Origin of the sequence: Streptococcus oralis, from assembly GCF_003943415.1 — a bacterium.
Classification (GTDB): domain Bacteria; phylum Bacillota; class Bacilli; order Lactobacillales; family Streptococcaceae; genus Streptococcus; species Streptococcus oralis_BJ.
On sequence record NZ_RJPK01000006.1, the window covers coordinates 103,252 to 124,258 of the forward strand.

The window sequence follows — 21,007 nt, forward strand, 5'->3', positions numbered from 1 at the left end:
CAAAAAAGGAAAGAAACTGTTTTCTTCCCTTTTATCTTTTTAATGTCTAAAATGTCTCACGCCTGTGAAGACCATAGCCAAGCCGTATTTGTCAGCAGCTTCGATGGATTCTTGGTCACGGACAGAGCCACCTGGTTGGATGATGGCCTTGATACCGGCTTTGGCGATTTCTTCCACGTTATCCGCAAATGGGAAGAAGGCATCAGAAGCAAGAACAGCGCCGTCAAGGCGGTCTTTAGCTTGTTCGATGGCGATACGGACTGAAGCCACACGGTTGGTTTGACCAGGGCCAACGCCAAGTGTCATGTGGTCATTGGTCACGATGATACCGTTTGATTTGACATACTTGATGGCTTTCCAAGCGAATTCAAGAGCCGTCGCTTCTGTCTCGGTTGGCTGGCGCTTGGTCACCACTTTCCAGTCGGCTGGACTTTCCTTAACCACGTCTTGGTTTTGCACAAGAAGTCCACCAACCACGCCTGTGTATTCTGCCTCCACTTCACTAGCATCTTGAGCGTCAAATGGCAAAGCAAGGATGCGCAAGTTTTTCTTTTTATTGGTCAAAATGGCTAGCGCTTCATCCGTATAGCTCGGTGCGATAATGATCTCGAGGAAAACGCCGTGCATCTTCTCAGCGGTCGCAGCATCCACCTCACGGTTAAGGACGACAATTCCACCAAAGATAGACACTGGGTCAGACTCGTAAGCATAGTCCCAAGCAGTTTCGATGTCATCTGCCTGACCAATTCCACATGGATTCATGTGTTTCAAAGCTACAACGGTTGGACGATCTTTGAAATCACGGATAATACGAATCGCCGCATCAGCGTCACGAATGTTATTGAAGGACAATTCTTTACCGTTGAGCTGTTTCGCTGATGCAATTGAGTAGTCTGTCGGCAAAGCTTTTTGGTAGAAGTCCGCATCCTGCTGAGGATTTTCCCCATAACGCATTGGTTGCTTGAGGTCATAGGTCAAAGTGAGCTTTTCAGGTTTGCTTTCGCCCACTTGAGCTGTGAAGAACTCTGCAATCAAGGCGTCATAAGCCGCTGTGTGACGAAAAACCCTGGCTGCTAAACGTTGGCGAGTTTCGTAAGTCGTTTCACCATTGGCTGACAACTCGTCCAAAACCACTGCATAGTCAGCAGGGTCTACCACAACCGTCACGCTGGCATGGTTTTTAGCCGCTGAACGAAGCATGGATGGCCCACCGATATCGATATTTTCAACTGCGTCAGCGTACGTCACGTCTGGTTTGAGGATTGTTTCCTTGAAAGGATAGAGGTTGACCACTACAAGGTCGATAAGCTCGATCTTATTGCCCTTAGCCGCCTCAAGGTGGCTATCGAGATCACGACGAGCGAGGAGCCCACCATGGATATTTGGGTGGAGAGTCTTGACGCGACCGTCCATCATCTCTGGGAAGCCCGTCACATCATCGATCGCAATGGTCTCCACCCCAGCATTATCAAGGGCAACCTTAGTTCCACCTGTCGAGATAATCTCCCAACCGAGTTTTTTAAGTTCTTGGGCAAATTCAACAATACCCGCTTTGTCTGAGACGCTGATTAAGGCCTTTTTCGTCATTCTATTCCTCTTTCTTTAGATCCAAGCGCATAGCGACTTCGTTATTTTCTTCTATAAATCCTGTTTCCTGAAAACCCAGACTAGTCAACAGGTGCTTCATTTTTTCATTTCCAACCACATAATCTGCGGTAATATGACTGCAAGCTCTATCCATCTGGGCCTCTTTGATTAGAACTTCCAAGGCTTTTCGACCATAACCTCTTCCTTGGTACTGCTGACCAATCATTATCCGCCAGATAAAGTATTCCGCTTCATCCTTGTCTATTTCTAGCAGGAGAAAGCCAACCACTTGCTTATCCCAATAGATTGCCATCGGAAACACATCTTCGTTTTTCCGGTAGAGCCATGCATCAGCTAAAGAGCGCACATTTGGAGCTACGAAACGTGCTCGTTCATCAGCTTCTGATATTTTCAAATCCAGCACTGCCTGAAAACTGCTCTCATCTACCAATTTCAGTTCAATCATTTTTTCTCCTAGCAAGATTGCGCAATCAAAACTTGATTTACTTCTTACCTTCTCTCCACTCCCAAGCTATCCAGCACCTCTGGATACAACTTGTACTCAGCCTCATGAATACGAGCTTCGAAGCTTTCGATAGTATCATCATCTAGCCGTGGCACACGGACCTGCTTGATAATCTTTCCAGTATCTACACCTGAATCCACCCAGTGAATGGTCACGCCACTCTCAGTAACCCCAGCATCCCAAGCATCCTCAATCCCATGAGCTCCTGGAAATTCGGGCAGGTAGGCTGGATGGATATTGATAATACGCCCCTCGTAGGCTCCAAGTAAGGTTGGCCCAACGATTTTCATGTAGCCAGCGAGGCAAACCAAGTCAATCTGGTGTTCTTCCAAGAGTTCGACAAGAGCAGCTTCGTAGTCCGCCTTGTTCTCAAACTCCTTGAGTTCAAAAGCATAGGACAGGACGCCGAGCTTTTCTGCACGCTCGAGCACATAGGCATCACGATGGTCTGAAAAGACAAACTCCACTGGAAATTCTTCGGCAATCACCTGAAAATTTGAGCCATTACCAGAGGCAAAAACCGCTATTTTTTTCATTTGATGATGACACTTTCGTTTTCTTTCTTGACGATGCGACCAATTTCATAGACTGGTTCATCCAGTAATTCCTTAATACGACCTACATTTTCAGGGCTAACTGCAAACATAAGCCCCACACCCATATTGAAGATTTCAAACATTTCTTCGTGTTTGATCTGACCGTATTTTTCAAGGGCTTTGAAAATCGGAAGCACTGGAACTTTGCTTTCCTCAATCTCAGCAGCTAGGTCATCGGCAAACATACGAGGAACATTTTCGATAAAGCCACCACCCGTGATGTGGGCAATGCCGTTGACCAACCCTTCCTTGATGAGTGGCAAGACAGCCTTGACATAGATACGAGTCGGCTCAAGAAGGACTTCCTTAAGTTTCTTTCCTTCCAATTCTGGCAAGACTTCCTCACCTGTGTAGTCGGTAAAAACACGACGCACGAGTGAGTAACCATTTGAGTGAATACCACTCGAAGCAAGCCCGAGAAGAACATCACCTTCAGCTACTTTTGAGCCGTCTATGATTTGAGATTTTTCAGCCACGCCGACCGCAAAACCAGCCAGATCGTAGTCATCTGCGCCATACATACCAGGCATTTCAGCCGTTTCTCCACCGATGAGAGCAGCGCCTGCCTGCACACAACCTTCTGCCACACCAGCAACGACTTGTTCTAGTTTAGCTGGTTCATTCTTGCCAGTCGCGACGTAGTCAAGGAAGTAAAGAGGCTCCGCACCTGCAGCGATGATATCATTGACACACATGGCCACACAGTCCTGACCGATTGTATCGTGTTTATCGTACTTGATGGCCAGCATGAGCTTGGTTCCGACACCATCAGTCCCTGAGATCAAGACCGGCTCTTTGACACCTGTTTTTGAAAGGTCAAACATGCCACCGAAACCACCTAGAGCTCCCATAACACCTGCACGCTCCGTACGAGCTACATGCTTTTTAATTCGTTCAACAACTTCATAACCCGCTTCAACATCCACACCCGACTGGGCATAAGCATTTTTATTTGTCATCTTTGTCTCCTCTTCCTTTCATTTAATGGAGAGTCTTTATCCGTCTATTTGTAAAAACTGATCTTGTCACCCAAACTTCTTCGATATTCTTCCTCATAGTCGTAGAGAGGAGTTGGGTAGTCACCGTCAAAGTAAGCGACACAGAGACCACCGTTCGGCGCATCTGTTTCAATACCAATCGAATCAATCAAACCTTCAACAGAAAGATAGGTCAGGCTATCCGCACCAATGATTTGGCAGGTTTCTTCGACCGTATGATTAGCCGCAATCAGCTCCTGACGCGTCTGGATATCAATCCCGTAGAAACATGGATAAGCTAGCGCAGGACTTCCAATAGCAACGTGAACCTCAGACGCACCTGCTTCTTTCAAAAGCTGAACGATACGGCGAGAGGTTGTCCCGCGGACAATGGAATCATCAATCATAACCACACGTTTGCCTTTGACAACACCCGAAACGGCAGACAGTTTCATCCGTACCCCTTGCTCCCGCAATTCTTGAGTCGGTTGGATAAAGGTGCGTTGCGTGTATTGGTTCTTGATGAGACCCATTTCATTTGGCAGACCAGACTCCTCCGCAAATCCCATAGCTGCGCTGAGTGAGGAATTTGGCACACCGACCACGATATCCGCTTCGTGCTTAAATTCACGCGCCAATTGAGCCCCCATACGTTTGCGAGCTGTATGGACATTGACACCGTGGATATTAGAATCAGGGCGAGCAAAATAGATATACTCCATAGAGCAAATCGCCAACTGTGTATCATCTGTATAGCTATCATACTGGATGCCCTTATCATCAATGATCACAATCTCTCCAGGCTTCAAATCTCGAATCCACTCAGCACCAATAACTTCAAAAGCACAGGTTTCTGAGGAAACCACTACCGCTCCGTTGGTCATTTTCCCAATCGAAAGCGGACGGAAGCCATTAGGGTCAAGGGCCGCAATCAACTTATCTTCAAACAACAAGATATAAGCAAAGCCACCTTTAACAAGACTGAGCGCTTCCTTGATTTTGCCCATCAAACTAGGATTGTGACTCCGACGAATCAAATGAGCTAAGATTTCTGAATCAGAGGTTGAGCTGAAAATAGCACCTCTTTGTTCCAATTCTTTCTTAAGAGATTCTGCATTGGTCAGGTTCCCATTGTGAGCCAGCCCAAACTGCATATCATGAAAGCGAAAAATGAAAGGCTGGATATTATCCGCAGAAGCTTCTCCTGCAGTCGCATAACGCACATGTCCAATAGCAGCAGATCCTGTCAATTTATCCAAATTAGCCGGGTTTCTGAATACTTCTGACAAAAGCCCCATATCACGATGGCGCTTCAATTGTCCTTGGTCATTGGAGAGGATTCCTGCCCCCTCCTGACCACGGTGCTGAAGACTGTGGAGCCCAAAATAGGTCATTTTAGCGGCATCTGGATGCCCCCAGATACCGAAAACACCACATTCTTCATTAAGAGATTTTACTTCGTATGTCATTTTTTATACCTAATTTTTATTTGTGTAGCACCAAGAGCTAGATCTACTTGACTTTTACATTACTGATACTATCTATTAGAAAATCTGCAAATCTTACTTTCCAGTAAAGTATTGAACAGCTGATGCGAACAGGTGCTGGTCTTTATTTCCTGGGATGTTTTGGAAAAGACCATCTTCATAACGTTCTGAGTGTCCCATTTTACCGATGATTTGACCATTCTTGCTGGTAATTCCTTCGATAGCATTTACCGAACCATTCGGATTGTACTTAGAATCCATACTTGGTTTGCCGTCAAAGTCAACGTATTGACTGAAAATTTGACCATTGTCACGGAGCTCCGCGAATTCTTCAGCCGTCACGACAAATTTCCCTTCACCGTGCGAAACAGGGATAGCATGGATATCACCCACTTGCACGCCAGCCAACCATGGCGAATTGGTATTGGCAATCCGAGTTTCCACCATCTTGGCCACGTGCTGGTTGGCATCATTGTAGAAAAGGGTTGGACTAGTACTGCTGGCATCCTCGAAGTTCCCGTATGGAAGAAGACCTGATTTGACCAAGGCTTGGAATCCATTACAGATACCGATAATCAAGCCACCACGAGCGATAAAACTATCAATGGCTGCACGCACTTTTTCATTGAGCAGGATATTGACAATAAATTTAGCTGATCCATCTGGCTCGTCCGCAGCTGAGAAACCACCTGCAAAGAAGAGGATGTTAGCCTTGCCGATATTGTCAACCATGGTTTCAACTGACTTGACAATGGCTTCTTCATTCAGGGTCACGAATGGCACCAAGTTGACCTCTGCTCCTTCTTTTTCGAAGGCCTTGGCTGAATCATATTCTGAGTTGGTTCCTGGGAAGACTGGGATGTAAACCACTGGTTTTTCAATAGTTTCTTTAGCTTTGATGACTGCGGTAGAAGCGACAGCTGGAACTTCTTCCAATTCTGTAGCTTGGGCAAATTCTGTTGGATAAACTTCTTCCAGTTTTCCTTGGAAAGCACTGTCAAGCTTGTGTCCATCTAGCTTCACACTGTTGACAAGGAGTGTAAAGTCTGATGTCGTTTGACCGATTTTCTCCACTCCAGCAATTTCTTCAGGAGAGGTGAAGACAAATCCGCCTAGCTGAGCTGTTAATGCCGTTTCAAGTTCAGTCAAGGTTACCTCTGCACCGATATGATTCCCAAAGATAGCAAGAGCTAAGCTTTCAATGACACCGCCGTATTTGACAGCTGATGCAGATGTTACTTTATGGCCAGCTTGGATGGCTTCAAACTGAGCAAAGTTTTGCTTGATCAAGTCAAAATCAATCTCTTGTGCCAAGGCTTGACCTGGAATGTAGTAGATGTTTTCACCAACATTCTTGAACTCAGGAGAGAGGACCTTACGGCTATCTGCCGTCGTCACCCCAAAGGCAACCAAGGTTGGCGGTACGGTCAATTCTTCAAAGGTACCAGACATAGAGTCCTTCCCACCGATAGATGGCAAGCCAAGTTGGATTTGTGCTTCGATAGAGCCTAGAAGAGCCGCTACTGGCTGACCAAAACGCTCAGCTTGCTTGTCCATGCGCTCAAAATACTCTTGGTAAGAGAAACGAGCCTTGGACCAGTTTGCACCAGTAGCCACCAAACGAGCAGTTGCTTCGATAACCGCATAAGCAGCACCGTGGTATGGAGACCATTCTGCCACATAAGGGTTAAATCCTTGCGCCATGACTGACGCAGTATGAGTCACACCGTGTTGAACTGGCAATTTCTGCACAGATGCCTCAGTTGGTGTGAGTTGGTAGCGACCACCAAGTGGGTGATTAACCGTTGAACGACCGACCGAGCAGTCAAAGATGGTCTGCAAGCCTTTTTGACTCGCATGGTTCAAATCAGACAGAACCACAAGGGTATCAGCTTCAAGTGTGTCAGCATTGGTTGTGCGTTCTTCTGGAAGTTTGGCATCCTTGTCCACAACCTTGGCATCAACGACTACGCGCACACCGTTTGTATCAAGGAAACGACGTTCCAAGTCGACAATGATTTCACCATTCCAGTGCATGACAAGATTTGGTTTTTCAGTCACTGTTGCCACAACAACAGCGTCAATATTTTCTTTATTACATTCCGCAACGAAGGCATCTACGTCTTCAGGACGCACCACAACTGCCATCCGTTCCTGTGATTCAGAAATGGCAATTTCTGTACCGTTCAAACCTTGGTATTTAAGAGGCACTTTATTAAGGTCGATTTCAAGACCATCTGCCAATTCACCGATAGCCACACAGACACCACCAGCACCAAAGTCGTTGGATTTCTTGATAAGACGAGTGACATCGCCATTACGGAAAAGACGTTGAATCTTGCGTTCTTCGATGGCATTCCCTTTTTGAACCTCAGCACCAGCAGTCTCTACAGACTCAACCGTTTGAACCTTGGAAGACCCTGTCGCACCACCGACACCATCACGCCCAGTCTTACCACCGAGCAAGATAATCACGTCACCGGCTTCCGGTTTTTCACGGACAACATTGCCCTTAGGAGCCGCACCAACAACTGCACCTAGCTCCATGCGTTTAGCTACAAATCCTGGGTGGAAGTATTCACGAACGTAAGTCGTCGCAAGCCCAATCTGGTTACCATATGAAGAATAACCATGAGCCGCTGTTTTAGAAATGACTTGTTGTGGCAATTTCCCAGCACGCGTTTCTGAAATCGGAGCTGTAATATCACCAGCACCTGAGATACGCATAGCTTGGTAAACGTAGGAACGGCCTGACAATGGGTCACGAATAGCCCCACCGATACAGGTAGCAGCACCACCAAATGGCTCAATCTCCGTTGGGTGATTGTGGGTTTCGTTTTTAAACATGAGGAGCCAAGGTTCCTTGACACCATCAACGTCCACTTCAATTTCAACCGAGCATGCATTGATTTCGTCAGACACTTCCATATCGTCCAAACGACCATTAGCACGCTCATAACGACCGAAAATAGTTGCCATATCCATCAAGGTTTGTGGCTTTTCAGACCGACCTAGTTCCTCACGCATGGCAATATACTTGTCATAAGTCGCTTGCAATTGCTTTTGGAATTTAGAAGCTGAGAAATCAATGTGTTTCAACTCGGTCTCAAAAGTCGTGTGACGGCAGTGGTCAGACCAGTAAGTGTCCAAAACCTTGAGTTCCGTCTCCGTCGGCACGCGCCCGATTGATTTGAAATAGTCTTGGATAAAGAGCAAATCATCCACTTCCATGGCCATCCCTTGCTCGGCCTTGTAGCGAGCAAAGTTGTCTGCTGTATAGCTTTCAAAGAAAGTCAATTTAGGAATGGTCTTGTCCGACTCTGAAAATTCCTGCTTGGCAATCCCTGTCGTGATGTCCTTGAAACGAGAATCAACTGGATTGAGCAAGTAGTTCTTGACCGCCTCTAACTCAGTCGCATCAATATCTTTATTGACCAGATAAAGCTGGGCTGTGTTGACTGTTACATCACTTGAACTTCCCAGTAAAAGCAAGGCTTCCTGTGAAGAAACTGCACGCTGGTCAAATTGACCAGGCAGGCTTTCAATGGCAAAGAAAGCATAGTTGGCAAGATCCGCTTGCACGGCCGCTTCGTCCAAGACATGATCCGTCACCTGCTCAGAGAAGATGTGTTTTTCCGCAGGTGCAAACAAGTTCTCTGCCAAATCAAAGACATCATAAACCTGCACAATGCGAATACTTTTTAAGGTTGAAAGTCCCAAGTTGTGCTGGAGCTCCCTTACCAAACTCTCTGACTTGACCTGAAAATCAGCCTTTTTCTCAACAAAAATACGTTTATCCATCAATTCTTATTCCTTTATTTCAGCTCTTGCAATGTTCCCAACGACCTTGAGAGTCTTGCAAACCGATTATTTCAATCCTTGCAACTTCTCCCAGACGATCTCATAAACGTCTGTTAATTCACCTAGCCCCCTACGGAAAACATCCTTGTCCATGTGGTTGCCATCTGCGTCCCACAAACGGCAGTTATCTGGTGAAAATTCGTCTGCCAAGATAATCTTACCATCCTTGTCAAAACCGAACTCTAGCTTAAAGTCAATCAATTTAAGTCCAATCTCAGCAAACCAAGCCTTTAAAAGTTCATTGATACGACGGGTTTCTTCCTTCAAGTAAGCAATCTGCTGGTCATCTGCAATCTTTAGGAATTTCACATGCTCATCATTGATAAACGGATCATCCAAATCATCATTTTTATAGTAAAATTCGACAATCGGAGTCTCAAATGCGATGCCCTCATCAACGCCAAAACGTTTTGAAAAGGATCCAGCCGTGTAGTTGCGGAGCACAACTTCTAGAGGAATAATCTCAACCTTTTTATTGAGTTGTTCCGTATCCGAAAGTTTCTCCACAAAGTGAGTCGCTACACCAGCAGCATTCAACTTTTCAAAAATAAAAGATGAAATCTGATTATTTAAAACTCCCTTGCCCGCAATCTGCTCCTTCTTGACACCGTTGAAAGCAGTCGCCTGGTCCTTGTAAGTTGAAATAATGAGATTTTCATCCTCAGTTGTATAGATATCCTTGGCTTTTCCCGAATAGATCAATTCTTTTGACATTTTAAAGTTCGCCTTTCATATTTCTTTACTTCATTCTACTACAAAATAACGGAAATAGCAAGAATTTGCGAACGACGGCGAAGGTAGCTCTTTTTAACATTAAGAAAAACTGTAAAATCGAAACATTTTACAGTTTTAAAAGTATAATATTGCGTTAAAGACAAACATTATTCTCTATTCAAAAATTGATCCCAATAATAGCGCAAATAACTCTTCTTTCCTGTGATTAGTGTCAAACGTCCTTCTGAACCGTAGCGAAGTTTTTCTGCCTGTTCAGGAGCCAGACTTGTCTCTGCCTCTATTTTAAAGAAATTTCCCTTTTCAGTCTTGGTAGCTGTCGCATCAATATTCGTAATCGCAGAAACAAGAACGAGCTCTTTGTTGGCATCCTTGTTTGTAGTAAAACGGATAGAATCACCTACCTTAAGTCTTGCAACATCTTTTGAACTGAGATAAGCTGTGAGTTTGGTTTTTCTTTCTCGTTCCAAGGCCGGGTAGAGTTGGGCTAGCAGGGTTCCTTCTGCAACCATGGTAGAATCACTGGTCTCAGGATTAAGGTGAAGTACCCCATCCTCGCTTGCTGTAATCTTCCCCTTATCTAGGAGACCTCCTTGGACTTTCTTACCCGACTCCGCTTCTAAAATTTTCTGATCCAAAAGGGTTAATTCCTGACCGACTTTGACTAGGTGCTGGGACTTAAGGGATTCAAGCTGACTATCCAGTCCACTTGCGTAGGCTTGTTGAGCTCCAGATCCCGCATACTGTACACGATAAGTAGCTAAACTAGACTCTAGCTGGGCAATTTGAGCATCCACCTGTGCAATAACTTGCGATTTAGCTTGCGGATCTTCTCCAGCTTGGTTTTTATAGGTCTGGTAAAAAGAGTAGGCTGGATTCTGACTATCCAGTTGATCTCCCTTTTCAATCGCTGACTTAGCTGTGTTGTAGTCTCGGATTTTATCCTGTGTTTGTCTGATAAGATTGCCAATCTCGGACTGACTCTGACTTGCTGCCGCATTCTGTGAGGAGATGCTGGCATTTTGCTGAGAAACATTACTCCTAAGACTACTAGCTTGGCTGAGATAGTCTCGAAACATCTCCTGATAACCAAACTTATCCGCCTCTGGAAATTGATCACTCCCCTCTTTCAAACTGGAGTGCAAATAACCCAACTGCTTTTTTTGATCCTTAAACATCTCCAACTGACTGGTGTATGCTTCAACCTGAACAGCTTCCGCCCCTTGCTGGTACTGAACCAGTAGATCTCCCTGCTTGACTAGTTTGTTTTCTTCTAGATAATTGGCCACGATGCGTTGATTGCTAGTCGACTGGATGTTGGCAATGATCCGACTAGGTTCGACAGTAGCTCGGGTAGACAAACTAATCTCCTTCTCTGCATAAACTGCAAAGCCAAGTAAAAACACGAGCAGAAGAAACATGGGTACAATCACCCGACTGGAAAAATTATGGTAACGACGATGGTAAAACTCCGCACTTTCTAAAAATTCTGGTTTCATCTTCTCCTCTTTCTAGCTATTGACCAAATGAGCGTAAAATCCACCTCGAGCAAGCAAGTCTGCATGGGTACCTTCTTCGACAATCTTGCCCTGATCCAAGACAACAACTTTCTCTGTCCGCTCAGCAATGGTCAAGCGGTGGGCGATGAAAATCAAGGTCTTGTCCAAAGCCATGAGATTATCCACGATCCGCTTCTCTGTCAAAATATCCAGACTGCTAGTTGCCTCATCCAAGATCAAGACAGGTGCATCCGTCAAGAGAGCACGCGCCAAAGCGATTCGCTGCCGTTGTCCGCCAGAAATTCCAGCTCCGTCCGAAGTCAACTCTGTCTGGTAATTCAGTGGCATGCGCTCAATATCTTCCCGAATCTCAGCTAACTCGACTGCTCGCAGAACATCCTCCTGTGTCGTCCCCTCCTTGGCTCCAAGGAGAAGATTCTCCAAAATCGTCCCGTTAAAGACATAAGGCTGTTGAGGCAGATAGTTAATGTACTGGCGCAAAGCTTTTTTATCAATCTGATTGAGATTGACACCACCCAGACTAATCTCTCCCTGACTTGGATCGTAAAAATTAACCATCATCTTGGCCAAGGTGGTCTTTCCCGACCCTGAAATCCCCACGAAAGCCATCTTAGATCCTTTCGGAATGGTCAAATTGATATCCGACAAGACGTCACGACCATAGCCATACTTATAGTGAACCTGCTTGAAGGTCATCTCTCCCTTCATCATGCTCAGATCTTCTACCGTTTTCTTCTCCTCAAACTCCGAAGCTACTAGATAAACCTCATTTAAGCGATTATTGGCAACCTGCGCTGTCTGAAGTTTGGTTTGTAGGTTGATGATATTTTCCAAAGGATTGGTAAAGTAAACAAGCAAAGTATTATAGGTAATCAGCTGACCCAAACTCATCTTGCCATCCATGACGAGAACTGCTCCCATCCAGAGAACGGCAACATTGAGCAGGAGCTGAGCAACTTTTTTCAATGCCTTTTGCTGACTTTCTGCCCGACTATAGGTAAAAGATTTTTTCAGATAAGCTACAAATTCCTTATCAATCTTTTGATAGCGTGAACTTTCACTAGTCAAAGATTTAATAGTCTCAATACCGTTGATGTCCTCGATGATAGAAGAAGACAGAACTGCATTGGCTTCCATAGTGTCCCGATTCATCTTTTCAAAAGGCTTCATAAAGGCAAAGATAATCACTGTATAGATGGGAAGTGCAAGCAGACTAATGAAAAAGAGCGTCATATTTTGTGAAAACAAGACAAGCGAAATAATCAAAATCGTCGACACATCTAAAAAGATAGACAAGATGGTCGAAGCTAGCGCATCAATGATACTATTAGCATCCGTAAAACGAGATACAATCTCTCCTGTCCTGCGTGTCGCAAAAAAGGACATCGGCAGGTGAAAAACATGCTTGATGTAGGACAAAATCACGTCAATTGACAAGCGTTGCCCAAGGACCAGCAAGAGATACTCCTGAGCATAAGACAAAATCTGCTGGAGAATATAGACGATGACCAAACCAATAGAAATAATTCCTAGCGTCGTACGCATCTGGTCTGGTACGTAACTATCAATGATGGACTGAAGATAATAAGAACCTACAATGTTGATCAGGGTTACCAAGAGTGTCGCTAGGACGATATTGGTAATTAAGCCACGCTGTTTGAGTAAGATTGGCAAGAAGGATAGGAGCCCCTGTTTTTTCTCCTTATGGGGCTTATAGTCCGGAGATGGCGCCATAAAGAGACTGACCCCTGTCCACTCTTGCGCAAATCGCTCACGGGAAATCTTGGTCAGCTTGACACCAGGATCTGGATCAGCGATATGGATGGTCTTCTTATCCTGACCTATCACCACATAATAGTGGAGCAATTTGCCTTCCTTGAGCACATGAGCCACAAAAGGAAAGGTCAAATCTGGCAAGTCAAAGAGCGTCATATCCGCCTTGATCGCTCGCGTCTCAAAGCCAATCTCCTCTGCCACCTTGACCAAGCCCAAAGCCGTCGTCCCATCCATGGTCGTCTTGGCCAACTCTCGTAGATGAGCCAAGGAGTAATAACTGCCGTAGTAGCCAAAGACCATTGCTAATGAAGCTACACCGCAGTCCATCTGATCCACCTGAGGACGATAGTGTCTTTTCCCAAATTTCATATCCATCTCCTTTTTTCTAACAATCTCTTAAAAACTTTGTAAGATTATTTTAACCAAACGAAGAAGAAATCGGAAAATTATTTCTGAAAAAACAATATTCATACCTGAACAGCACTTTTAGTCAAAGCAAATAGGCAGAACAAGTGTCCTGCCTAGATCATTCAATTACAAAGATTTCTTACCTTTCCCACTTCTTTTGTGAATGGTGTATAAAACGATAAACGAAAACACAGGTGGTACCAGATAACTACTTTCACTCATTGTCACCTGAAATCCAAGAGTTGCTAGTATCGTAAAGATGAGAATATTCATTAAAAATAGAAAAATAAATACAATGAAGGATTTTAAAATCTTATTCATTTCGGTTCTCATTACTTTCTTTACTTTCTCTTTTGAGAATAGTATGGTATTTTACCGCTATGTAAATGATTAAAAGAAGTAGGGGATAAGAGAATAAGTCTGAGACTTCCATGAAATTTACACTATACTTCCCTGGTAATAGCCTATAGTCCATTAAAACTTGAAGGATAGAAAGTACAATGCGTACTAGTAGAAGACCCCCTAATAAGATCACTTCTTTTTTAACATACGGACACCTTCCTCACTAAATGCAGATTATGGTTCATTGGTCTAACACTCCAAGATTTATTTTATGCTGGAGCTACAGAGATCAGACTCATGTTGTCATCGTTTGTTATCTTTTTCTTCACTTCTATAAAGTAAGATAAAGGTCATCAAGAATAATGAAATCGTAGGTATATCAAAATATTCAAACCATGTAGGTAGATTTATTTTGTTTACATCAGCTACGATTCTAATAATTAGATAAGCCATCGAGCTAAATAATACAGTGGTCTCTAGCCAAGCTTTGCGTAGTAATTGAACAACTTTCATCCCAAACTCCAATCTGATAGTCCATCAATTTCCAATCTTGCTTTCTTTTGTTTTGTACTTGTATCCTACATAAAACAACCCAAGCAGAATCGGATAGGTTTCTGGATAAAATAGGGTATTGATCGGATTTTTCAAAATCAAATACGTTACGATGTAGATAATAAGCGATACGATAAAATACCCCTCAGCAAATCCTAATAAGAATTGTTTCATGGTAGACTCCTATTTACCTGATAAGAAAGGCGGAAAAACTCCGCCATTCACATGCACAAAATCCTTTTCATTCAGATTGATCTTTTATAGTTTTGATTATCTTTTGACAAATCTTTACAAAAAATACCAAAATAGCCAGAAGCAAGCAAGCCAACTAAAGTCCATTGCCAATCAAAGGATACTAATGAACCTGTACGAATCACATGAAGCGCAAGATGCAGGCCGATTGCCAACAAAGGAAATACAGTGGCTAATTTAGGTAAGAGTGTGTTGAGATTAATGTTGTGATTCATGGTTAATTTCCTTACCTACTTTATCCCAAATTTTTAGCTTAACGTCTACTTCCTAGATAACGCCCATACATATAAGAAGCTACTCCTAATATACCCCAAGCTATTGCTGTGGAAGTAGTGACAACGAAGCCTCCTTCAGTAAGAGCCAAATCTGCTTCTGTCATGATGTCAAATTTTTCATCCAGTTTTTTCATTTTTCTCTCTCCTTTTTAAATAATACTGGCTAATCCAATAGCTACTCCAACCAAAAGCTCTACTATTCCTGAAGCTGATATAATAATTACTGAAAATTCTTCTGAAATCTTCATTTATTTCTCCATTTTTTTAGTTCTTTTTTCATTGATAGTAACTAAAAGATGACTATTCAATAGTATTTCCCACACACTAACAATAGTTCTCTTTAAACCTTGTTTTTGCCTGAATCCAAATAACTCATCATTAAAATAAGGATTGGAATCCATAATTCCGAGCCTACATACTGATCAACTTTAAAGGTAATTACATTTAAATCACCTAGAACGCAGAGTGCTCCAAAACTGATTAAAAGCACGCCTATTAAATTTTTTCGATTTTTCATACCTAATCACTTTTTATCCAAACCTACGTTTTAAATCTTGCCCGATTAATCTACCGCCAAGGAAAATAGTCACTCCAATACCAATCGTAGCGAATGTGATCACGCCTCCATCAGTATTCATTAATTCGTCTTCTGTCAACTCTGGCCAATTATTTAAATTATTCATATTCATTTTATCCTCCTATTATCACATAAAGTATCCCCAAGCAATACCGCCAATAAGTAGGATGCCCCCTACTACCACAGCAGTAACAGAACCCCCATCCACATCCATCAACTCTTCTTCTGTAAGAGTTACAAAGTTCTGTTCCATTTTGTCAAAGTTTGTCATCTTTTTTCTCCTTTATTTCTATTTTTTAGTTTACGACTTCTAGATTTTAAACCATTTTAAAAACCAGATTGGATAAATTACTGAAATCATTTTTTCTCTCCTTCCTTTTCTTCTCACTTATCTATTCGAGAAGTGATTTAAAATGAACAGGTAAATTTCATTTATTTTAAATACCATTTGATAAACCATGGCAATAAGATTGGTAAATACATCGCGTAGTCTCCTTCCTTTTCCTCTTACCTATCTATTCGAAAAACAATTCGAAAATGAACAACTGTTTCATTTTTATTTTAAAAACCACTTGATGTACCATGGATACAAGATTGGCATGTACATGAACGTTCCTCCTTTTTTCTTTCTCATCTCTTTATTCGCAATTTCTACAAAAAATTTTAACGTTTTTCTTTTTTCTGCAAACAAAAAAACAACATGACTTGCATGTTGCTTTTGGCTATATCTTACCTTTAATAGTTCTGACCACATCTGCTACACTTTGCAATTGGTCAATTTCCTCATCGCTGATCTCGATACCAAATTCATCTTCTAGCGTCAAGACAAACTCCATCAAGTCCACTGAGTCTGCATCGAGATCGTCTTTCAAACTCAAAGCTTCTGTCACGACAAAGTCTTCTCCCTGTCGCTCTTGGATAATGTTCACAATACGGTCAAAAATTTCTTTTTCTGTCATCTTTTTATTCTCCTGAAAATTCACGCGCAGTTTGAGCAACTACGTCTGTTTCGAGCATGGTACGAATTTGGCGAATCGTACTGTACACAGCTTTAGCATCACTTGAGCCATGAGTCTTAACAACAGGTGCCTTGACACCAAACAAAACAGCGCCTCCAACATCTGAATAGTTGAGTTGCTTTTTCAAACCTTTAAGGCCATCCTTGAGAAGGAGAGCACCAAGTTTTGCTCGAAGACCACCACCTGTAATAGTCGTCTTGAGCAAGCCCATGATTCCCATAGCTGTACCTTCGATGGATTTGAGCACAGCGTTTCCCGTGAAACCATCTGTTACGACAACATCCGCAACGCCATTCATCAAATCACGCGCTTCCACGTTTCCGACAAAGTTCAAACTTTCATCAGCTATTAGCAAGTCGTATGTTTCCTTACGAAGCGGATCTCCCTTGCTGCTTTCTGTTCCATTGTTGAGCAAACCAACACGTGGTTTCGAAATCCCACGAACATTCTTGGCATAGAAGGAACCCAAAACAGCATATTGATGCAGGTGTTGGGCTGTGTTTTCCGCATTGGCTCCAAGGTCTAGCATGTCAAAGCCTTTGCCATCAATGGTCGGTAAGGTCGACATGAGTCCAGGACGGTCGATATTCTTGATACGACCTACAATGAAGAATCCTGCAGCCAACAAGGCACCTGTATTCCCAGCCGAGAGGACAGCGTCTGCCTCTCCTTCTTTGACTGCCTTAGCCGCTAATACCATACTGGCATTTTTCTTCTTACGGATAGCTTTTGTCGGCTCATCATCTGAGTCAATTTTCTCATGCGTATGGATGATGCTAACGCGCTCTGTAGCTGTTAGATATTGCTTGATTTTAGCTTCATCTCCGTAAAGTTGAATCTCAATATCTGAAAAGTCAGCTAGGGCTTGGTTGACACCCTCAACGATGGCTTGAGGTGCATAATCGCCCCCCATAGCATCTACTGCGATTTTTTTCATTTGTCTTCCTCTTTTAGTAATTGTCCCCAGTCGGCTAGGGAATCGATAAATTTCTTTGATTTTAGGTGAATCCCGACGTACTCTTCGTAGATCTGATCCATAAACTTGCGCAAGTCTTGCTTGATTTCGGACTTGAGCGAAATGGTTTCCAAGGTCTCAAAATCAATAGCTTGAAATTGATTGAGCAGATAAGGGATATTGGGATTCAGATGGCAACGTTTCTCGTCCTCATGATAATGGCCTGGGCAGAGGCAGGCTCCATATTTGAAAGAAAAGTCAAAGGCCTGACCAACCCGATGACAAAAGACACACTCATTAAAATTGAGCCCAATTCCAAATCGGGTCAAGATTTGAATTTCAAAAATATTGGTCAAAACTTGATAATCTAAGCCCTCTTCCATCAACTCTAAAGTCTTTCTCAAGAAGGCAAACAAGGGAGCATCCTGCTGATTATCCTGCAAACTAGCATCTGCAAGAGCTGCTACGTAGGTCGCATAGGCCATGACAAAGAGGTCACTATTAATCTTGGGAAAGGTCATCACCTCATGATAGTCCTCGATGTAACTGAGCCCATCATCATTGATTCGCAAGAGAAATCGTGCCAACACCAATGGCTGAATAACAGGAGCCAGTTTGGACTGACCAGCGTGTTTGACAAAAAACATGCGTTTGCCAGCCTGCTCGGTAAAAATTTTGACTAGCTTGTCATCCTCACGAAAGTTACGATTGTAGAGCACCAAGCCTTGACTCGTGATAGACTGAATCATGCTTCTCTCATATACTCCTCAAGTCGTTTCATGGCCTCTGTGATCGTTTCCATGCTGGCCGCATAAGACAAACGCACATAGCCTTCTCCGTAACGCCCAAAGGCAGCACCCGGGATAAAGGCAACGGCTTTCTTCTGAGCAAAATCCTTGAGAAAAGAAAAGGAATCTTGATCGTAACCCGCTGGAATTTTAGCAAAGATATAGAAGGCCCCGTCTGGTTTAATAATCTCAAAACCAAGAGCAGTCATCTTCTCGATAATATAATCTCGACGCTGAATGTATTCCTTCTTCATAGGCTCTGCGTCGTTTTTACCAGCGGTCAAAGCCTCCACCGCAGCATGTTGAGCCATAGTGTTTGCGGCAGTTACCAAGTACTGGTGACTCTTGATTAACTGGGCTGTGAAAGCAGCAGGTGCAAAGATAAAGCCTAAACGCCAACCTGTCATAGCATGCGATTTAGACAAGCCATTGATAATAATAGCCTGGTCTCTCAGCATAGTTCCTAGAGACACATGAGCTTCCCCTGTATAGGTCAATTCTGAGTAAACCTCATCACAGACAACGAAAATCTCATACTTGCGTAAAACTTCTGCCAAGGCTTCCAACTGCTCCCGACTATAGGTAATTCCTGTCGGATTAGCCGGATAGTTGAGAATAACCGCTTTGAGCTTGTCACCTTGCTCCAAAATTGCCTTTTCCAACATTTCAGGAGTCAAGACAAAACCATTTTCAGTCGTGTCAATCTCGACAATCTCTGCCCCAACTAGATTGACAATCGGCTCATATCCTGGATAGGCAGGAGCTGGTAAGAGAACCTTGTCTCCCTCTTCCAAAATAGCTGTCAAAGTAGCAGATAAAGCCTCTGTCGCCCCAATTGTAACCAAGATTTCATTTTCAGGATTATAATCTAGCTGGTATTTTTCTTTTACAAAATCACTGGCTGCCTGGCGCAAGGTCAGCAGGCCACTCATCCCTGTATAGTAGGACTGGTTCTGGTCAATGGCTCGCTTGGCTGCCTCCTTGACATGATCTGGCGTTGTAAAATCAGGCTCTCCCAAGGTCAAACGCAGAACTCCAGGGATCTTTGAAATTGCCTGATCAAACTGACGAATCAAGGACACTTGAATCTTATCTAATTGTTTATTAAAGCGCTTGGTTAAGTCCATAGATACCCCCTTGCTTACAGAACATAGTACTATTATACTACAAAAGCTCCCTGACCGCAAAATCCATCTGAAACCTGTATTTTTCACTTTCTATTTTACTTTTTTTCTCGACAGGACTATAATAATAAGTGCTTATTTTCGGAGGTTTATATGTCATTTTTATCAAAAAATGGAGCAGGAATCTTGGCCTGCCTTCTCATTTCTATCGTATCTTGGTTCCTGGGAGGATTTTTCCCCGTCGTGGGTGCACCTGTCTTTGCAATTTTTGCTGGAATGCTCCTCCACCCCTGGCTCTCACCCTACAAACAACTAGATGCAGGTTTGACCTTTAGTTCCAAGAAATTGCTCCAGTATGCAGTTATCTTGCTCGGTTTTGGTCTCAATATCTCGCAAGTCTTCGCAGTTGGACAATCTTCACTCCCTGTCATCCTTTCCACCATTTCGATTTCCTTAATCGTCGCCTACCTCTTCCAGAGCTTTTTTGCTTTGGATACTAAACTGGCTACTTTGATTGGAGTGGGGTCCTCGATCTGTGGTGGTTCTGCCATTGCTGCGACAGCACCCGTTATCCAGGCCAAGGAAAAAGAAGTCGCCCAAGCCATTTCCGTTATCTTTTTCTTCAATGTCTTAGCGGCGCTTATCTTTCCAACTCTAGGAACCTGGCTTCACCTATCAAATGAAGGCTTCGCCCTCTTTGCAGGAACTGCAGTCAATGACACTTCTTCTGTAACGGCTACCGCCAGCGCCTGGGACAGTCTTTATCAGACCAATACCCTTGAGTCTGCAACCATTGTTAAACTCACACGCACCCTTGCCATTATTCCTATCACGCTCTTTCTCTCCTACCGACAAAGTCGCCAGCAAAAAAACAGCCAAGATTTCCAACTGAAAAAAGTTTTCCCACTTTTTATCCTTTACTTTATCTTGGCTTCTCTGCTAACTACCATTCTCACTTCATTAGGTGTCAGCGGTGACTTCGTTGCACCTCTCAAGCAACTCTCCAAATTCCTTATCGTCATGGCCATGAGTGCCATCGGTCTCAAAACCAATCTGATTGGCATGGTTAGATCCAGTGGCAAATCTATTGTCCTTGGAGCCCTTTGCTGGATTACCATCATCCTCACCAGTCTTGGCATGCAAGCATTGATTGGTACTTTATAATACAAAAAGGTAGCCTACTGGCTACCTTTTATTGTTCAAGAATTAAGCGTGTATGTTCTCTCTTGATACAGCGATTCATCACGATGTCATCGCATCCTCCAGCACGCAAGATTTTTTCTGCTTCTAGACTTTCAAGTCCTAGTTGTGCCCAAAAAATCTTGGCATCAGCCTTGAGAAAATCACGCGCCACATCTGGCAGAAACTCGCTGCGACGGTAAACATTGACAATATCCACAGGAAAAGGAATCTCAGCTAGGCTTGCATAAGCCTTTTCTCCCAAGATTTCACCACCTGCAGCCTTGGGATTGACTGGAATGATTTTATAGCCTCGAGCCTGCATTTCCTTGGTCACTCGATTGCTGGTTGTCTCCTCACGGTCGGACAAGCCCACCACTGCTAACGTTTTACTGGTTGTCAGATACTGACGGACCACTCCATCACTTGGATTGATAAATTCTTGGCTCATAGAAATCCTCCTTTTTCATCAGT

At 43.5% G+C, this 21,007-nt stretch carries 23 protein-coding genes; 1 reads left to right on the forward strand and 22 read right to left on the reverse strand.

Going from position 1 to position 21,007, the window contains the following annotated elements:
- Positions 1-39: 39 nt before the first annotated feature.
- From purH to D8801_RS08390, 21 genes are all read right to left on the reverse strand, one after another.
- Positions 40-1,587 (reverse strand): bifunctional phosphoribosylaminoimidazolecarboxamide formyltransferase/IMP cyclohydrolase, encoded by a 1,548-nt coding sequence (gene purH / locus D8801_RS08295; protein ID WP_125849130.1) that lies wholly within the window; start codon positions 1,585-1,587, stop codon positions 40-42.
- 1 nt (position 1,588) lies between these two features.
- Positions 1,589-2,053 carry a GNAT family N-acetyltransferase gene (locus D8801_RS08300; RefSeq protein ID WP_000571268.1) on the reverse strand — a complete coding sequence of 155 codons (465 nt, stop codon included), beginning with the start codon at positions 2,051-2,053 and terminating at the stop codon, positions 1,589-1,591.
- A 44-nt stretch (positions 2,054-2,097) separates the two neighbouring features.
- The gene (gene purN, locus D8801_RS08305; protein WP_125416442.1) at positions 2,098-2,649 is read right to left on the reverse strand and encodes a phosphoribosylglycinamide formyltransferase; all 552 of its coding nucleotides are present in this window, start codon (positions 2,647-2,649) and stop codon (positions 2,098-2,100) included.
- The gene (purM, locus tag D8801_RS08310; protein WP_125416440.1) at positions 2,646-3,668 is read right to left on the reverse strand and encodes a phosphoribosylformylglycinamidine cyclo-ligase; all 1,023 of its coding nucleotides are present in this window, start codon (positions 3,666-3,668) and stop codon (positions 2,646-2,648) included. The genes purN and purM overlap by 4 nt, the downstream gene beginning before the upstream one ends.
- Positions 3,669-3,712: 44 nt before the next feature.
- On the reverse strand, positions 3,713-5,155 hold the full coding sequence (gene purF / locus D8801_RS08315) for an amidophosphoribosyltransferase (RefSeq protein ID WP_125416438.1): 1,443 nt from the start codon (positions 5,153-5,155) through the stop codon (positions 3,713-3,715).
- A gap of 93 nt (positions 5,156-5,248) precedes the next feature.
- Positions 5,249-8,974, reverse strand: coding sequence for a phosphoribosylformylglycinamidine synthase (locus D8801_RS08320; protein ID WP_125849132.1), 3,726 nt, complete (start codon positions 8,972-8,974; stop codon positions 5,249-5,251).
- A 66-nt stretch (positions 8,975-9,040) separates the two neighbouring features.
- Positions 9,041-9,748, reverse strand: coding sequence for a phosphoribosylaminoimidazolesuccinocarboxamide synthase (gene purC, locus D8801_RS08325; RefSeq protein WP_038804295.1), 708 nt, complete (start codon positions 9,746-9,748; stop codon positions 9,041-9,043).
- A gap of 167 nt (positions 9,749-9,915) precedes the next feature.
- Positions 9,916-11,265 (reverse strand): competence pheromone export protein ComB, encoded by a 1,350-nt coding sequence (gene comB / locus D8801_RS08330; protein ID WP_125849134.1) that lies wholly within the window; start codon positions 11,263-11,265, stop codon positions 9,916-9,918.
- A 12-nt stretch (positions 11,266-11,277) separates the two neighbouring features.
- Positions 11,278-13,431 (reverse strand): peptide cleavage/export ABC transporter ComA, encoded by a 2,154-nt coding sequence (gene comA / locus D8801_RS08335; protein WP_125849136.1) that lies wholly within the window; start codon positions 13,429-13,431, stop codon positions 11,278-11,280.
- A 165-nt stretch (positions 13,432-13,596) separates the two neighbouring features.
- The gene (locus tag D8801_RS09970; protein WP_125416430.1) at positions 13,597-13,791 is read right to left on the reverse strand and encodes a hypothetical protein; all 195 of its coding nucleotides are present in this window, start codon (positions 13,789-13,791) and stop codon (positions 13,597-13,599) included.
- 324 nt (positions 13,792-14,115) lie between these two features.
- Entirely contained in the window at positions 14,116-14,325 is a 210-nt protein-coding gene (locus D8801_RS08350) for a hypothetical protein (RefSeq protein ID WP_000869802.1), read from the reverse strand.
- Positions 14,326-14,349: 24 nt separating this feature from the next.
- Positions 14,350-14,538, reverse strand: coding sequence for a hypothetical protein (locus tag D8801_RS08355; RefSeq protein ID WP_000808741.1), 189 nt, complete (start codon positions 14,536-14,538; stop codon positions 14,350-14,352).
- 71 nt (positions 14,539-14,609) lie between these two features.
- On the reverse strand, positions 14,610-14,831 hold the full coding sequence (locus tag D8801_RS08360) for a bacteriocin immunity protein (protein WP_125849138.1): 222 nt from the start codon (positions 14,829-14,831) through the stop codon (positions 14,610-14,612).
- 38 nt (positions 14,832-14,869) lie between these two features.
- On the reverse strand, positions 14,870-15,025 hold the full coding sequence (locus D8801_RS09845) for a hypothetical protein (RefSeq protein ID WP_165941768.1): 156 nt from the start codon (positions 15,023-15,025) through the stop codon (positions 14,870-14,872).
- Between the two features lie 206 nt (positions 15,026-15,231).
- Positions 15,232-15,408 (reverse strand): hypothetical protein, encoded by a 177-nt coding sequence (locus D8801_RS09850; RefSeq protein WP_000797314.1) that lies wholly within the window; start codon positions 15,406-15,408, stop codon positions 15,232-15,234.
- Positions 15,409-15,421: 13 nt separating this feature from the next.
- Positions 15,422-15,580: a class IIb bacteriocin, lactobin A/cerein 7B family gene (locus tag D8801_RS08365; protein WP_001056955.1), complete on the reverse strand. Its 159-nt coding sequence runs from the start codon at positions 15,578-15,580 to the stop codon at positions 15,422-15,424.
- A gap of 15 nt (positions 15,581-15,595) precedes the next feature.
- The gene (locus tag D8801_RS08370; protein ID WP_000180834.1) at positions 15,596-15,739 is read right to left on the reverse strand and encodes a class IIb bacteriocin, lactobin A/cerein 7B family; all 144 of its coding nucleotides are present in this window, start codon (positions 15,737-15,739) and stop codon (positions 15,596-15,598) included.
- A 451-nt stretch (positions 15,740-16,190) separates the two neighbouring features.
- Positions 16,191-16,427: an acyl carrier protein gene (locus tag D8801_RS08375; RefSeq protein ID WP_125849140.1), complete on the reverse strand. Its 237-nt coding sequence runs from the start codon at positions 16,425-16,427 to the stop codon at positions 16,191-16,193.
- 4 nt (positions 16,428-16,431) lie between these two features.
- Positions 16,432-17,424 carry a phosphate acyltransferase PlsX gene (gene plsX, locus D8801_RS08380; protein WP_125849142.1) on the reverse strand — a complete coding sequence of 331 codons (993 nt, stop codon included), beginning with the start codon at positions 17,422-17,424 and terminating at the stop codon, positions 16,432-16,434.
- Positions 17,421-18,191: a DNA repair protein RecO gene (recO, locus tag D8801_RS08385; RefSeq protein ID WP_125849144.1), complete on the reverse strand. Its 771-nt coding sequence runs from the start codon at positions 18,189-18,191 to the stop codon at positions 17,421-17,423. Before recO ends, plsX begins: the two co-directional genes overlap by 4 nt.
- Positions 18,188-19,357: a pyridoxal phosphate-dependent aminotransferase gene (locus tag D8801_RS08390; protein ID WP_125849146.1), complete on the reverse strand. Its 1,170-nt coding sequence runs from the start codon at positions 19,355-19,357 to the stop codon at positions 18,188-18,190. Before D8801_RS08390 ends, recO begins: the two co-directional genes overlap by 4 nt.
- Before the next feature lie 150 nt (positions 19,358-19,507).
- Here D8801_RS08390 and D8801_RS08395 point away from each other — a divergent pair, with 150 nt between their 5' ends.
- Positions 19,508-20,518 carry a YeiH family protein gene (locus tag D8801_RS08395; protein ID WP_125849148.1) on the forward strand — a complete coding sequence of 337 codons (1,011 nt, stop codon included), beginning with the start codon at positions 19,508-19,510 and terminating at the stop codon, positions 20,516-20,518.
- 28 nt (positions 20,519-20,546) lie between these two features.
- On the opposite strand, the gene D8801_RS08400 is transcribed toward D8801_RS08395, so the two are convergent.
- Positions 20,547-20,984 (reverse strand): CoA-binding protein, encoded by a 438-nt coding sequence (locus D8801_RS08400; RefSeq protein WP_125849150.1) that lies wholly within the window; start codon positions 20,982-20,984, stop codon positions 20,547-20,549.
- Positions 20,985-21,007 lie beyond the last annotated feature (23 nt).